This is a genomic window from Nostoc spongiaeforme FACHB-130, from assembly GCF_014698475.1.
Classification (GTDB): domain Bacteria; phylum Cyanobacteriota; class Cyanobacteriia; order Cyanobacteriales; family Nostocaceae; genus Nostoc_B; species Nostoc_B spongiaeforme.
Map to the genome: position 1 here is coordinate 14,800 of NZ_JACJTB010000022.1, position 14,928 is coordinate 29,727.

12 protein-coding genes and 1 pseudogene are annotated in these 14,928 nt (G+C 39.9%); 3 read left to right on the forward strand and 10 right to left on the reverse strand.

All coding sequences use genetic code 11. The features are described from left to right. Window positions 1-117: 117 nt before the first annotated feature. Together H6G74_RS16860 and H6G74_RS16865 are read right to left on the reverse strand one after the other, a co-directional pair. A complete protein-coding gene (locus H6G74_RS16860; protein WP_190968766.1) occupies window positions 118-2,604 on the reverse strand; it encodes a 3'-5' exonuclease in 2,487 nt (828 codons plus the stop codon). Window positions 2,605-2,880: 276 nt separating this feature from the next. Next, window positions 2,881-3,939: pseudogene (locus tag H6G74_RS16865) on the reverse strand (transposase); the annotation flags it as partial. A gap of 268 nt (window positions 3,940-4,207) precedes the next feature. Between H6G74_RS16865 and H6G74_RS16870 the strand changes: the two are divergent. Beyond that, window positions 4,208-4,480 carry a hypothetical protein gene (locus tag H6G74_RS16870; protein WP_242051254.1) on the forward strand — a complete coding sequence of 91 codons (273 nt, stop codon included), beginning with the start codon at window positions 4,208-4,210 and terminating at the stop codon, window positions 4,478-4,480. A gap of 25 nt (window positions 4,481-4,505) precedes the next feature. Here the strand turns inward: H6G74_RS16870 and H6G74_RS16875 are convergent, their stop codons facing one another. Then, entirely contained in the window at window positions 4,506-5,576 is a 1,071-nt protein-coding gene (locus tag H6G74_RS16875) for a tyrosine-type recombinase/integrase (RefSeq protein WP_190968767.1), read from the reverse strand. 517 nt (window positions 5,577-6,093) lie between these two features. Here H6G74_RS16875 and H6G74_RS16880 point away from each other — a divergent pair. After that, window positions 6,094-6,672: a hypothetical protein gene (locus H6G74_RS16880; protein ID WP_190968768.1), complete on the forward strand. Its 579-nt coding sequence runs from the start codon at window positions 6,094-6,096 to the stop codon at window positions 6,670-6,672. Between the two features lie 109 nt (window positions 6,673-6,781). Here H6G74_RS16880 and H6G74_RS16885 read toward each other — a convergent pair whose 3' ends face one another. From H6G74_RS16885 to H6G74_RS16915, 6 genes are all read right to left on the reverse strand, one after another. After that, entirely contained in the window at window positions 6,782-7,615 is an 834-nt protein-coding gene (locus H6G74_RS16885) for a DNA/RNA non-specific endonuclease (RefSeq protein ID WP_190968769.1), read from the reverse strand. Between the two features lie 274 nt (window positions 7,616-7,889). Continuing rightward, window positions 7,890-8,477, reverse strand: a complete 588-nt coding sequence (locus H6G74_RS16890) for an IS630 family transposase (protein WP_199341038.1) — start codon at window positions 8,475-8,477, stop codon at window positions 7,890-7,892. 6 nt (window positions 8,478-8,483) lie between these two features. Next, entirely contained in the window at window positions 8,484-8,963 is a 480-nt protein-coding gene (locus tag H6G74_RS16895) for a helix-turn-helix domain-containing protein (protein ID WP_190968770.1), read from the reverse strand. 540 nt (window positions 8,964-9,503) lie between these two features. Then, window positions 9,504-10,400, reverse strand: a complete 897-nt coding sequence (locus tag H6G74_RS16905; protein ID WP_190968772.1) for an ATP-binding protein — start codon at window positions 10,398-10,400, stop codon at window positions 9,504-9,506. Continuing rightward, window positions 10,397-12,628, reverse strand: a complete 2,232-nt coding sequence (locus H6G74_RS16910) for a cytochrome D1 domain-containing protein (RefSeq protein ID WP_190968773.1) — start codon at window positions 12,626-12,628, stop codon at window positions 10,397-10,399. The genes H6G74_RS16905 and H6G74_RS16910 overlap by 4 nt, the downstream gene beginning before the upstream one ends. Next, window positions 12,625-14,076, reverse strand: coding sequence for a hypothetical protein (locus H6G74_RS16915; RefSeq protein ID WP_242051255.1), 1,452 nt, complete (start codon window positions 14,074-14,076; stop codon window positions 12,625-12,627). Before H6G74_RS16915 ends, H6G74_RS16910 begins: the two co-directional genes overlap by 4 nt. 224 nt (window positions 14,077-14,300) lie before the next feature. Between H6G74_RS16915 and H6G74_RS16920 the strand changes: the two genes are divergently transcribed. Next, a complete protein-coding gene (locus H6G74_RS16920) occupies window positions 14,301-14,594 on the forward strand; it encodes a TRADD-N-associated membrane domain-containing protein (protein ID WP_190968774.1) in 294 nt (97 codons plus the stop codon). 53 nt (window positions 14,595-14,647) lie between these two features. Here the strand turns inward: H6G74_RS16920 and H6G74_RS16925 are convergent, their stop codons facing one another. Continuing rightward, the gene (locus H6G74_RS16925; RefSeq protein WP_313888490.1) at window positions 14,648-14,899 is read right to left on the reverse strand and encodes a hypothetical protein; all 252 of its coding nucleotides are present in this window, start codon (window positions 14,897-14,899) and stop codon (window positions 14,648-14,650) included. Between the last annotated feature and the right edge of the window lie 29 nt (window positions 14,900-14,928).

Below are 14,928 nucleotides of genomic sequence, written 5' to 3' on the forward strand. Positions count from 1 at the left end.
GGCTACCTATTTTTGTTAAAAATTATTATCTATGAGCTAATAATTGCTAATTTTCTCAATAACTTAGAGTAAAAATTTATTTTTAAAATAGCAATTTTTAAACATAAGTTTATACACTTACGGTGTTTTTGGTAGATTAATTAATTTACTCAAATGTATGAAGTTATTTGGTATATTGCTTATAAATCTACTCATTTTGTTCTGATAATTTTTGGAGTCTGTTGAGTAGGCTGATATAAATAACCTTTGCTTTGCTCTCGTCATTGCAACATAAAATAACCGCCTTTCTTCCTCTAAATTATTGTCACGAACACTGAAAAAACTGGGGAACTCACCCTCGGTAGCACCTGCGATGAAAACACTGTCAAACTCCAGACCTTTGGACTGGTGAATGGTAATAATAGGAACTTGGTTATCGTCATGAGAGACTTGATCTAAATTTTTGGCAAGGGCAGTAAATTCAAGGATGTTACGTAAAGAAGTATCAGGGTGCAAATCTGGCTCATCCCGTTCCTGAAAAATTCGTACAAGATGGAGAAGATTTTTGAGGCGTTTGTCTTCTGCTTGGTAGTAACTGTAGAGTCCACATTCCACAAGCAATTTATCCAGTAAAATGGAGGGTCGTAGTGTTTGACTAGCATTGCGCCACTTATCCATCTGTTCGGCCAATCCTTCAAACGCTTCTCCATAGCGATACACCAATGCCTGACGGTAATCGGCTTTATGCTCAATAAGTGGAATTAGCACTGCTAGTAAGTCAATTGTCGTTCGCACATCATCCATTGCCTTATGACTAGGCAAATGTTCAAGATTCAAATGTTTTGCTAATGCTTTTAGGTTGTAATGGTCAGATTCTATAAAACGATTTGCTATGTCTAGCGTGTCTTCCCATTGCAGTTTTGAAGCAGTGATACCAGCTTTTTGGGCTTGGGCAGTCACCATCTTGATGTCAAAACCCACATTATGCCCAACTAACATAGAATTCCCGACAAACTCGAAGAACTTACAAAAAACATCTTTAGCTGGTCTACCGTGTTCTGCTAGAAAGCGATCGCTATGTCCATGTATACGTTCTGAATCACCAACACTGACAGTATTAGCAATGTAAGCATGAAACTCAGCTTGTGGTTTCCCTTGAACTAGACGAATTGCAGCAATTTCTACAACTTCATCCTTGCTGACCGAAAATCCTGTTGTCTCTACATCAAAAACAATTACTGTACTAAATGAATAGATTCTTAAGAGTTCACTAAATGGATCACCGTTAATAAATGTCCGGCTCGATGCCATATCAGTCAAACTAAAGCCGCATTCCTTTCCTTGCTCAATTACTTGTGTTATGGTTGCCTCACCAATTCCACGACTGGGGCGAAGCAATATTCGACGCATTGAACCTGCATCAAAAGGGTTCAAAATAAAACGCAGATAAGCAAGAGCATCTTTAACTTCCTGCCGCATAAAAAATTGGAATCTCTCTACTGTGACACAAGGAATACCCATGCGCTCTAACATCTGGCTAACAACTTCTGTGCGTTTATGACTACGGGCAAGAATTGCTACTCGGCTGTAGACAAAATCCTTTTGATTGGCTGCTAGTTGCTGGATTTCTCTACCAATCCACTCTGCCTCTGCTTGCTCATTTTTCGCTGAATGAACTTGAATCAGTTCTCCTACTTCACAATCAGGAGCAGGTGTAATCTTTGTTTTCCGGTGTTCAAATGAATCTGCAAACCCAGAAGCCGCGTTTAGCAGTGTTTTTGTTGCTCGATAGTTCCAGGTTAGGGAATACTCTGCGGGTTTAAAGTCATACTTGAATTGCTCAATCACTTTATCAGGCTCAGATCCTCGCCATTCGTAGATGGTCTGATCTAAATCTCCAATCATTGCCAGATTGCCACTGTTAGCTGCCAGATGCTTAACGATGCCGTACTCTGAAAGATGAGTATCTTGAACTTCATCAACCTGAACAAAATCAAACTTATCTGCCCAACGTTGGCTAATCTCCTGGTCATGCTGTAACATCACCCGGACATAAAACACGAGATCAGCAAAGTCTAAAGCGTGGCGTTTTTGTAAGGCAGATTGATACTGAGCAGCACGTTTTGCATCGTTCGAGCCTAATGAGGCATATAGTTTTTCTAGTGGATAATTCAGGGATAATTGGCGATCACTAGCCAAAGTTTTGCAGTTAGCCAAGTCAAAAAACAACCGTTGGGCATCTTTATCACTCGATAGCTTGAAAACTTCCTTGATTAGTTCAATACAGTCGGCATCATCGTAGATTACAAAATCTGCTGGTAATCCAAGCTGACGAGCCTCGATCCGCAGCATAAAGGTACACAGACCGTGAAAAGTTTTAATTGTCAAATCACGTAATTGATTTGGACAATACTGAGAGAGCCGCTCACTCATTTCCTTAGCGGCTCGGTTTGTAAACGTTAGGCAGAGAATCTTTTGAGGCGGGATGCCCCTATTTATTGCACATAGAACTCGCTCTGCCAAAACACGGGTTTTGCCTGTACCAACTGGGGCAAGCACTAAAATAGAGCCATTGGTATGTCTAGCGATCGCATTTTGTGCAAAGTTAAGTTCATTGCTATACATAAAAAATTAAAATGCTTTGACCTTTAGTAATTAAAATGTTTGTGCTTTAACTCCTAAGCTGCTTCCCAATTACTGCTTTATGCAGCAAGTTATATATTAAACACAATCATACCCGCTTTAAAAAATAATGAAATTTAATAATTGATTTAAACTGACTTAGCTATTTGAGAGAAGAATTAAGTGCCAAAGAATTTATCAATTGGTCAAATAATTCTTTACTCACTTCTTGCACCTCGAAATATGAATGTCAAAACCAAAACTACGTGCAAGAGGGGTGATGCGTTCAATATTAAGTAAAAGAAGATACACAACTATTTGTGGGAAAATAGATTCAAGAGCTAGTTGTGCAGCTTGACCCCAATCAGGTGGTGATGCTGGCTGAGAATGCAGATAACTCCAATGGGCTATGAGATAAGCGGTGAGAGAAAGGATCAGCCAACGATACATACCCAGCAGAGTTCCTTGCCCAAAGCGATGTAAACCAAAACGGTGCTTTGCGGTTTTGAACCATCCCTCAATCTGCCATCGACGCTTACCCCACCATTTAAGAGTAGAAGCTTTAATCGGGCGAGTAGATAAAACAAAACGTTTTTCTAGTTTGCCATTATTGCGCTTTAAGTAATACCAAGAAACAGTAACAGGAAAGCTTAAACCAAACAGATAAACCTGTTGACCCTGCTGATGTAAACGTCTTAAAAGTCTACCATCAGCTAACTTACGACTAATAGCAACACCAGTAATAGCATGATATTTAAGTTTACGTATACCTTCAAGAAATTCAATACTGCCAAAAGCTGTATCAGCTAAAATAACTGTCTGGAAACGGTTAGTTAAAAATTGAGGTAAGCGTTTAACAAGTTTTAGTCCAAGCTGTGCAGGTGATGGTGTTCCTTTACCTCTCCAAACCCGAAAATTCCAAGGAATGCGACATCTTCCTATGACTAAATAAGCAACTACTAGATGTAAACCTCGCTTACCGTTATAAACTCTAATTAGGTCTTCAAAAGCTTTGAATTTGCCACGTTTTTCTAAAGTCGTTAGGTCAATTATTACTTGTAAAAATGGTTTTCGTCCTGGAGTAGATGACGCTAGTATATTTTCAACGGTCTGTAATGCACCGGAGCGAATAACACGAATTACTTCCCTAGTAGACCAAGGGTTAATATTTAAAAATCGGCTTAATGAACTTGGGGATTTTATTTTACTATGTTCCGGTAATGGGTGTCCTTGTGCCTCTAGGAATAGCGTCAACATAGCCTCTAGGTTATCTTTCTGGTACTGCGTCGGCATCAATTCTTTTAGGCTGTAAACTAGTTCTTGGGCGTGGGCAAGCATTGTTCTTGCTTTATAACATTTCAATATTTCACGCCTTTTCTCTCATATTTTGAGATTGAGATGCAATCACTATCCATGTTTGAGGCCAAACAGTCTCTGCATTCCCTCATCTTGCATCCCCTGTATTAATAGCAAAGTTTGAGTTGTTTTTGATACTAAACATATTTAGTTGATTCTATTTAACTCTTGTTACTTTTGGGCACCGGTTTCTTTGCTATCTAAGGGGGATTATGGTTGGTGCAAGAAATGAGTTTAAAGAACACAACTTTTGAAGTGGGCGATCGCTTCCGGTAAATACAACAACACCAGACCGCGCAGACAGCCTGATCCATACGAACAACCCCAAGTTGAACACAAACCCAGAAGCAACGAAGATTTAGCCCCAAGACTGGCTGTTAGTCCCAAAAACCTAATTGTAGAAAGAGAAAAATTAAGTGCCAAAGAATTTATCAGTTGGTCGCGTAACCGTGACCCTATGAGTGTGGGGTGGGAATGGGATGCTAGGACTGAACTTTATCACCCGGTAAAAGAATCCTTTTAATCGGATATATCTACTGATAAAACTATCAGCGACGGTAGTGTCTGAGATTCAGGGAACTCGCTTCATCTTCACCTGCGTGTAAGTAGTTATCAAGCGTAATTTTGCCACTGGAATGTCCTAGTGTTTTTGTAATGACATGAATCGGGGTATGTTTGGCGGCGTGGGTAGCGTGAGAATGGCGTAGCCAGTGGGGGGAGGGAATGCGTGATAACCCAGCACCCTGGGCAATGGATTTAATAATTCGGCGGATATGACGCTCACCTACTGGCTTATTGGTTTTTTGACTAATAAATACAGGTTCAGTTTTATCCTTGGGGCGCTGTCGGTTAGCGAGTAAATATTGATACAGTTCGGTGGGAAGTAGTACGTCGCGTTCCTTATCCCCTTTCCCGACTACCTTGATATAAGGTAATCCCGACTGGTTAAGGTAAACACTACTCCATGTGAGTGTTGCCACTTCCCCAACCCGAAATCCACCACAATAAAAAAGTTCAAATACTAATTGATTGCGTTGAGCCAGAATTTTCTTGTGTTGTGTTTTCGCTTGACTGACTGCAAGTAGCGCCGCATCGCTCATCATCTCGATTTCAGTTTCACTCAGCGTCCGCTCCTTGATTTTTTTACGTTCGGCAGGAACTTTGAGGAGCATTGCACTGTTGGTTCGCAAATATCCAACATCACATCCATAGCGCAAAAAACTTTTGAGCGAAGCCAGCCGCCGCCTAACGCTGGCACGGGCAATTTGCCCAAGATTTTCTTGCTTTAGCAAAAAAGCTTTGTATCCATCTACATCTTCTTTAGTAACGGTGTGCAAATTTAAATCGTCAAGGTCGGGGTAATCAGTACCCAATTTGTACTGCACAAAGTGCATGACATCGTTGCGATAAGCCCGCTCAGTTTGCACAGATTCACGAGAACCCAACCAACTAGAAAACAACTCGCTCGTGTTAGAAGCACTGGTGATTTTTGGCGGAACCGTAGCCCGTACAACAGCATCAACCGTCGCCTGAATAAAAGCTAACTGCTCCGGTGACAACTGCGCTATGGCATCGCTCAGTTGGGTATGCCCTACTGTCTCGACTTGTGCCAAGTCCATCACCATTCACCTCAATAAATTTACACACAGCACCAGCGCACAAATATATGTCCGATAAATGTCCGATAATCTCTGTTCCCGGACATCTTACTCACCATTCTACATCTTTGTTTGACGCGGATTCTCCCTACCCCAAGGGATACGTCAAGACAGAAGATTGTTAAGTTATGTTGCAATGCTTTTCGCTACTGGCAATGCTATCCCGGATTTCTGAAAGAAAAGGTGTAATCAAAGTTACGAGCGTGATCTGGACTGCTTGCTTCTACAGATGATAACTGCTTTGTATCTCCCACTAGTAGTCTGCCAAGAGAACTTTGCGTGGTGGCTGGCTTCGGGGCAGGGAGCAGGGAGCGGAGGGGAAAGATTCTCCCCCTTGCGCCCTGCCCCCTGCACAAGAGCTAGTTCTACACGGCAATTTTGGGTTGGTGAACTACTAGCAGCACTCTGGCTTGCTCAAGATTAGCTCGTTCTAAAGTGGTAAACTTTGTCTATACCAAGGTATGTACTGTGTGTAGAAATGGCAAGAGCTGAACGCGAATCAATTAACTTCAAACTCCCCAAAGTATTAGCAAATGCACTTCGCCTAGCAGCAAGAGAACGGAAAACCACTGCCACAGATTTGGTTATCCAAGGGCTACACCATATTTTAGGAGACGTACCGGGTACAGAAGAAAGTGTAGAAATTCGCTTGTATCAACTGGAAGAAGAGTTTTTTCGTTTCCAGGAAAGTGAGAGGGAAAGTAGCAACGACCAGCAAGAAAAAAGATTAACTAATCTCGAAGGTAAACTCGAAGAACTAGCTCACAAACTTTCACGATTTGAAGGGGCATTGATACAGATGCACAATAGTATCAATACATCAAGGTCACGTAACAAATCAGGCGGCTACTCTTATCAGACGAGTGCGCCAGTCAAGCTTCAACCCCACAATGCAGAAGACTTAGCAAAGCGGTTAGGCACTACAGCATCTACCATCGAAGAAAAACGTGCAACATCAAGCCAGAAAGATTTTGAGAGGTGGACACAAGACCGCGACTTTACCAAACGTTCTTGGCGGTTTAATGAGAAAGACAAGCTGTATTACCCAGTTGATTAAGTATTAAATGAGTGAATTACAAGCCCTGCCCTTCGAGCGAGCGCCAAAATCATATCTCATGTCCTGCTGGGAGACAATGAATGTGTATGATGCAGACCACTAGATTGCTTTACTTGTTACTGTTATCTACTTTGCCTTCAATTACTTCCTGAATATTTGGAGAAACATTAGACAGAAAATCATAGCCAGTGAGTTGTTCTATTTGATCAACACTGACTTTATAAGCCCTCCAGTCATTATTTAATTCTGGCTCATTGGGAATATTGACTGCAATGACACGAGTATTAGCAGTAATACCATTAATTCCAGAACCAGGATTATCTAGTACGACAACAATCTTCCAAGTTGATTGAGGAATAACCACCTTACCTTTGAGTGGTTGATCTCGACTACCACTAGGCCCTGCAATGATGTAAAGCTCCTGACCTTGACGGACGAGTTCTCGACAATAGTCTTCTAAATTGCCCCATGTATTTCTATTATTATCAGGGGTCTGAGGCATCATATTTGTCATCAGAAACGTAGCAGCATTATCCTCTGTTGTTTTAGTGCGGTCTGCTGAAGGTGCGATGTGACCGCGGTCATAACCAGAACCAGAATACATAGAAGGAGTTACCCGTAACCAACCATTCGGCAATGTTTGATCTGGACGGAAGTTATCTTGGCGTTCGGCGTTTCCTAGCCATGAAGAATTAAGCTGCCAAGCTACCCAGTTTGCAGTTCCCTTACTGTTATTGTAAGAGAGGGCATACTGATACTTGACCATTAAGTAGTTGTCAGGTGTAAGACTCGTTGGCGTTGCACTGCTAGGATTTCCCAAAAGCAAATGCACACTTATTGATGGGGAAAGTTCGGTTGATGGTGGTAGTTGAGATTGAACTGGTGAACACCCAATTAACAGCCCCAGTAAAGCAGCTACGCTCCAAAAACGAGGATTTACCATAGATTTCTGAGATTTTAATGTCTGATTTATTTCACTTCAGCATTTATGATTGTATTTTCAGGTTTTAACTCAGTTAAGTTTCAAGTTGTAAAGTAAGCGAACGCTCGAATGGCAGGGTACATCGGCAACACTTAGAGATGCGACTTTAAGAGCATTTGGACTTTCGTTGAATCAAAGTCAAGTCATAAAATTTCACACACATTATCTGTGGATTGACTATTTACTGCAACCTGTATGCCAACGATGGGTTGTTCAAGTTTTATCTTATACCAATTCACGAAAAATCTGATTCAAATAAAGCATCAAGAATAAAATCCCAACCTGTAATAGAAGCAACGATTGATGTGTTTAATTTCTCCAAACGCCTCCAGATAAATTGTCTTAACTCATCTAAAGTTCCAAAGCTTTCCCAAGCTAAATGTCTTTTAACTTCCTCCCATAATCGCTCAATTGGATTAACTTGGGGTGTGTGTGGAGGTTGAAATAATAAAATGATATTTTCTGGTATTTGAAGATGCTGGCTAAAATGAAAAGCTCCATTATCTAACTGAATAATATGGATATCTTGGGCATAAGTGGCAGAAAACTTTTCTAAGAAAACCTGAAAACAAGCTGCATTTAAATGAGAAAATTCCCAGATGAAATACTCACCCGTTAACGGTTCTACTAATCCATATAAATAAAAATTATCTCGTTTCCATTGCATGATACCGATAGGCTTAGTCCCAAAGTTGGTAATTAATCTACCCGCTTCAGTCTTTAACCCCACACGGCTTTCATCCTCACACCAATATCTAATTTTTCTTTGTTTATCTATTGGTGATATGACATATTTCTTAATTACTTCTAGGTATTGTGGCAGTTTTTTTTAAACTCTTCTTCCGCTTCTGGCTGGTGTTTTATCCCTACTGCACGCGGTACTTTTAGCTTTGCAATCAGATTGATAACGCACTGTATCATGTACTACCTTGTATGAAGCTTCTACTCCTTCCACTGCTTTTAACCATGTTCTTATTTCTTCATAACTTTTGAATCCCTGGGGGTCTTCTAATTCTTTTGAAAGTTGCTCTCTTACATCTGACTTTATAATTGGCGGTTGCCCTGAACCCTTCTTTCTTGATACTAGACTGGCGATTCCCAATTCTGTATAAGCCTTTAACCACCTTTGTACTGTGGCACTTCCTCTTCCCAACACTACCGCTAAATCTTGTATTGTCCTTACCTGACCTATTTTCAGTAAATACAATGCTTGAATACGTTCTTTTCCTAATGCTGTTTTCTGTTTTTTCAGCAGTTCACGTAATTCCTCTGCTGACTCTTCTATTTTTACTTTAGTGACTCCAGCCATGAACTTCTGCTCATATTTCTGACTTAACTATTTCTATCATTTTTTTAGTGAAATGGTATTAGGCGTGAATCCATAACTGACAGCAACCTCCAGTTATGAGCCAGATGTACACTATTTCTACACAATCGTATAGAAATAGTATAGAAGCTATCTTGTCTGGCAAATTCTGAGTATAGAAAAAAATATAGAAACAGTATAGAAAGTCAACAGTTCGCTCATCTAGAGTAGAAGTTAAGGTAGTTTTTTGTTTTAATGTGGAACAGCGATCGCGGATAATGCGTGTAGCGTTCATACAAATCGCATTGGCTATTCCCAGATCCTCAGCGACACTTCTAAAAGTTTCCTTGTAAGCACTGATTGAAGCCAACAGTTGATGAGGAGCGTAAATTACAAAATACTGTAGAAGTTTTTCGGGTTTACCCCAGTAGGAGTTGACAAGCTCGACATGAGACTAAGAGACAATAACTCTACGACGAAACACCCTACCTCTTCATGCTCTTATTCTGGTAACGGTATTGAATCCACAGGGAAAGATTTATCCTAACTCAATTTTTCTGCCAACCATTCACGGAAGTTAGCATGATACAAGCTGTATCGGATTTGGTTGTTTATTTGATGCTGTTGTAAAAACTCAAACCAATTTTCCAAAACTTCTTCCACATCGAATATATCTGCATCAAGAGTTGGTGGGTTTGTTCGGTGAATCCTTTGCAGTATGGTACTTGCTGATATACCTTCATTTTCGGCAGTTGCGAGAATCTGCAATATTTTTATGGCAATATCAGAGAAACCCTCACCTTGCATTTGCTGCCAATGTTGGGTAAATGCTGAGTCAGTATCCCAGTTTTTTAAGTTATGTGGGGATAAATCGAGAATTTGGGATGGTGCTTCGATGAGTAAACCAGATTTTTCGGGTTTGAAGGGACGACGGGTAAGGAGAAAATAAATCCCTGGGGGAAGATATCGGGGGAGATATAACAGGTTTGTTCCTAGGGGTTGCTTGTTGGGGTTAATTGTATCTAGTGCGTCAATGGCAATTATTAGTTTTTGGTTGGGTGCAATTTCGTCGCTAATTTGTTGGAGTAATAGGGACAAAAACCAACTTCCTTCCGTTGCATTATCGGGGATTTCTTGTTTTTTTCTAATTAATTGACTACAAACGTATTTGAGAAAATCTTCTGCGGTGTTTTTGCCTTTTATTTGGGCATTGTAATAGATAATTTTAATATCTGGATGAGAATTATAACTAGCAAAAAATTGAGCGAGGATGGCACTTTTACCGCTACCGGGAGAACCAACGATAGTGAAATAACCCCGGTTATATTTGTGGATAAAATCATCAATCGCGGTAAAGATAAATTCGCAATTAGTAAAATTTTGGCTTTTTTCTAAAATTATTTGTTGGAATTGGCAATCTAATTGAGGTGGGGTGTTCATGACTGTACCTCAACATTTTCTAAACGGATGAAATGCACCTTTCCCGATGCATCACCTGCGATAATTGTTGCACCATCAGGAGTAATAGTACAGCAACCTATACTACCTTCCCCTGTAAATGTGGCGATTTCCTTTCCTGTTTCTAATTCCCAGATTTTGACTGTATTGTCATTGGAACCAGAAACCACATATTTACCATCGCTGCTGAGGGAGATCGCATTAACCCAATCACTATGACCAGTCAGAGCGCGAATTTCCTCTCCTGTAGCCAAATCCCAGATTTTGACTGTTTTGTCCGAGGAGCCAGAAACCACATATTTATCATCACTGCTGAGGGCGATCGCATTAACATCACTAATATGACCAGTCAGGGTGCAAATTTTCTTCCCTGTAGCCAATTCCAAGATTTTGACTGTTCTGTCCTCGCAACCATAAACCACATATTTGCCATCACTGCTGAGGGCGATCGCATGAATCAAATCAGTATGATCGGTGGTAAAAGTACGAATTTGCTGACCTGTAGACAACTCCCAAATTATGATTGTTTGATCCTTAGAACCAGAAACGATGTATTTAGCATCCCTGCTGATGGCGATCGCATTAACCCTACTATAATGACCAGTGAGGGTGCGAATTTCTTTTCCTGTTAACAATTCCCAGACTTTGATTGTGCTATCCCAGTAGCCAGAAACCACATATTTTCCATCACTACTGAGGGCAACTGCATTAACCCTACTATAATGACCAGTGAGGGTGCGAATTTCTTTTCCTGTTACTAATTCCCAGATTTTGACTGTTTTATCCCAGGAACCAGAAACCACATATTTTCCATCTCTGCTGAGGGCAACAGCACGAACCAAATCACTATGACCAGCCAGGGTGCGAATTTCCTTCCCTGTTACTAATTCCCAGATTTTGACTGTTTTATCCCAGGAACCAGAAACCACATATTTTCCATCTCTGCTGAGGGCAACAGCATGAACCAAATCACTATGATCGGTCAGGGTGTGAATTTGCTTACCTGTTGCTAATTCCCAGATTTTTACTGTTTTATCCCAGGAACCAGAAACGATGTACTTAGTATCGCTACTGAGGGCAACTGCATTAACCCTACTATCATGACCAGTCAGGGTGCGAATAACATTACCTGTGGACAATTCCCAGATTTTTACTGTTTTGTCTCCAGAAGCAGAAACTATATATTTACCATCGCTGCTGAGGGAGATCGCATCAACCTCATCACTATGACCAGTGAGGGTGCGAATTTCCTCTCCTGTTGCTAATTCCCAAATTTTGATTGTTTGATCCTCAGAACCAGAAACGATGTATTTAGCATCCCTGCTGATGGCGATCGCATAAACCCTATCACTATGACCAGTGAGGGTGCGAATTTCCTTTCCTGTTGCTAATTCCCAGATTTTGACTGTATTGTCACAAGAACCAGAAACCACATATTTATCATCTCTGGTAAGCGCGATCGCATCAACCTTATCACTATGACCAGTGAGGGTGCGAATTTCCTCTCCTGTTGCTAATTCCCAGATTTTGACTGTATTGTCACAAGAACCAGAAACCACATATTTATCATCTCTGGTAAGCGCGATCGCATAAACCCTATCACTATGACCAGTGAGGGTACGAATTTCCTTTCCTGTTGCTAATTCCCAGATTTTGGCTGTATCGTCCCAGGAACCAGAAACCACATATTTACCATCGCTGCTGAGGGCAACTACACTAACATAACTAGTATGACCAGTCAGGGTGCGAACTAAGCCGTTACCGGGAGGGATTAAGCTACAAGTGAGAGGACGCAACCAGGGTATTTTAGTTTGGGATATTTGTTGTAATAAGTTTTGAATTTTTGCTTTTTCTTTAAAGGGTAATAAACGCCCTGTTAATTGTACGACTAACTGGTTTCTATCTTGACTTAAAACATGCGCCGATAGTCGCAATGCTTCTTTAATTAATTTTAAATCCTTGATAATTTCGAGATGATCTTCTCGTTGATTTGCTAATTCGTCATTCTCGATTACTTGATAATCTTCAATCAGTGCTTGTACTCCAAATAGAGGATGATTAGCTTTTGCTTGTATGAAATCATAATTACTTAATAAATCACAATATTTATCAATCTCCCCACCATCTAAACATAAGCGCGGAATTTCACCGAGAAAATGCTCTGTTTGTTCCGATGATCTTTCTGCTAACCAATCCCGTAGATTACTCATAAAATTAGCCCCTCAGTCATATTTTTAGCAACTTCAGTGCTAATATCAGGTAAATTCACCTCCGCAGCTTGGACAATATCCCGACGGTGCAAAAAATCCCGAAAACTCTCATGATAAAATCGGTAACGTGGTGGTTGATAGCTTTCTTGCTTCTGTAAAAATTGCGCCCATCCATCCAGAACTTCTTGCACAGTCAATGCATTCTGCTTGGAATATTTAGCAATCACTTCACGGGAAGCAGCACTACGCAAAGCACACATGACATAAACAATTTTGATTTTATTTTTCGGTAAAGGGTTAGCAGTCATCCCCATAATATGCCAGTGGTTTTGGTAATATCCTTGCAAACCCACAGGTAATTCATCCAAAGGCTTATTGCTGTAATAACCTTCAGCGATGGCTGGTAAAATACACCGCAAATACATAAAGTTATTTTCACTTTTTACAGCGATTGTCTCAATAAAATACTCATGGGAAATATGATTTTGATTTTGAATCCATGCAGCTAAACCCTGCTGATATTTGCCATCGCTTAATAATTCCCGAATATACTCCTTGACATCCTGCACACTTTCTTGGTTTTTCTCTCTTAAATCCAACTCTTGAGTGGGAGTGCTGGGGGAAAGATTCAGCCTTTGTCCATTTTGATTATAGGGTCTTCTGGTGAGGATAAAATAAACACCGTCGGGGATAATCGTTGGTAAATATAATATATTTGCTGTTCCTTCTTGGTCAACTTCGTCCAGCGCGTCAACAACAATAATTAATCTTTCCCCAGTAGCTAATTTTTCCTTTAATTTCGTCAATAATGTTGATAAATCATCATCATCTAGGTTTTGTAGCTGAAAACGAGCAATTAATTGCTGGCGAATTTTCTTGAGAAATAATTCGGGACGGTTCATCCCCTCTGCACGAATATTAAAAAAGCAAATAGTTTCTGGATTATCTAATACATACTTTGCCGCAATGGCACTTTTCCCCATCCCCGCATCACCAATAATAGTGAAATAGCCATTTGCGTTTTTTTGTAAAAAATAATCAATCGCATCAAATACAAATTTTCGTCCACAAAATAGATATGTTTTTTCGTAAATTAGCCGTTCAAATTCTGATGGATAAGCAGGAGAAACATTTAATTTGTGATTTTTTACAACATTATTTTGTTCATTATTTCTTTGATAATATTTGCTTCTAAAATAGTTATGAATAATTTGTAATTTGCCGGCTCCTGATTTCTCTTTAAGTTCATCGTAACTATTTTGGAATTTTTCATAAATTCCTTTTAATCTACTTTTTACTGTAGGTTCTGATATTTGTAGCTTCTCTGCAAGCTGAACTTGATTAATTTGCTCGTTAATTTTTGGCAATGCTGCTAATAAGGTCTCCTCCTGATCATTAGACAAACGATGTATACGAGCTTCTTCTTTCAGGAAATCTTGCCATTCCATAGCTAAAACATGATGATTGGATTGAATGATTTTATTATAAAAAATAATACGATAAAAATATAACTTACTCTTCATCTGTATACTTTATTTATACTTCGCTCCTACTTTTCTTATACTTACTTCTCTTATACCGAAGTCTATACCTCACTCAAACTAAAATCTAGATAATTACACATAACATAAAAATATCAAAACCCAACAATACAGCATTTCGGAGAGTCACAATGCAGTTGAAATTTTTTGCCAAACCACAAAATAACAATCACAACAGCGATATCAAAGAAGAAATCATCCGCGAATTACTGCACATGACACGTAAAAGCTACAACCTTGCGTTAAGTATTACTGCTGCATCTGCCTTGATGACTCTCTTTGGTGTGGGACTTTTCTATTTCAAAAAAGTATCTGAAGCCAGTCTCACAGCATCAGGTGGAGTATTGACAACTTTAGCCAGCGTTCAACATACCAAACAGAAAAAGGAAGAACTATGTGAGATGTTAAATAAACTATCGGAATAAATTTGACACCAACAAGGTTAATGTCTAGTGTGGTAAAACTTACTAATGCCGTGCTAACAGCACTCAGCACTCACAACTCCCCACTTTATCCATAATGTTTCAAGCTGCTGATTAGACAAAGGTTTGGGAATGACAAAATTGGTGTTTTGGTCAATTGCTTTGGCTAGATGACGATAATTCTGTGCTTGTTCGCAATCAGGTGCATACTCAATCACCGTCTGACTATAAAATTCCGCTTGCTGCACGATATTGTCTCTCGGAATAAAGGCAATCATTTGAGTTCCTAATTGTTCAGGGTATCTTATTTTGTCTCACAGGGCGATCGCTGCTGTTA

What these genes read in the sequence shown, in the direction of transcription:
- H6G74_RS16860 (WP_190968766.1), bottom strand. Translation starts at nt 2,604, where the DNA reads ATGTATAGCAATGAACTTAACTTTGCACAAAATGCGATCGCTAGACAT.
- H6G74_RS16875 (WP_190968767.1), bottom strand. Translation starts at nt 5,576, where the DNA reads ATGGACTTGGCACAAGTCGAGACAGTAGGGCATACCCAACTGAGCGAT.
- H6G74_RS16880 (WP_190968768.1), top strand. Translation starts at nt 6,094, where the DNA reads ATGGCAAGAGCTGAACGCGAATCAATTAACTTCAAACTCCCCAAAGTA.
- H6G74_RS16885 (WP_190968769.1), bottom strand. Translation starts at nt 7,615, where the DNA reads ATGGTAAATCCTCGTTTTTGGAGCGTAGCTGCTTTACTGGGGCTGTTA.
- H6G74_RS16895 (WP_190968770.1), bottom strand. Translation starts at nt 8,963, where the DNA reads ATGGCTGGAGTCACTAAAGTAAAAATAGAAGAGTCAGCAGAGGAATTA.
- H6G74_RS16905 (WP_190968772.1), bottom strand. Translation starts at nt 10,400, where the DNA reads ATGAACACCCCACCTCAATTAGATTGCCAATTCCAACAAATAATTTTA.
- H6G74_RS16910 (WP_190968773.1), bottom strand. Translation starts at nt 12,628, where the DNA reads ATGAGTAATCTACGGGATTGGTTAGCAGAAAGATCATCGGAACAAACA.
- H6G74_RS16915 (WP_242051255.1), bottom strand. Translation starts at nt 14,076, where the DNA reads ATGGAATGGCAAGATTTCCTGAAAGAAGAAGCTCGTATACATCGTTTG.
- H6G74_RS16920 (WP_190968774.1), top strand. Translation starts at nt 14,301, where the DNA reads ATGCAGTTGAAATTTTTTGCCAAACCACAAAATAACAATCACAACAGC.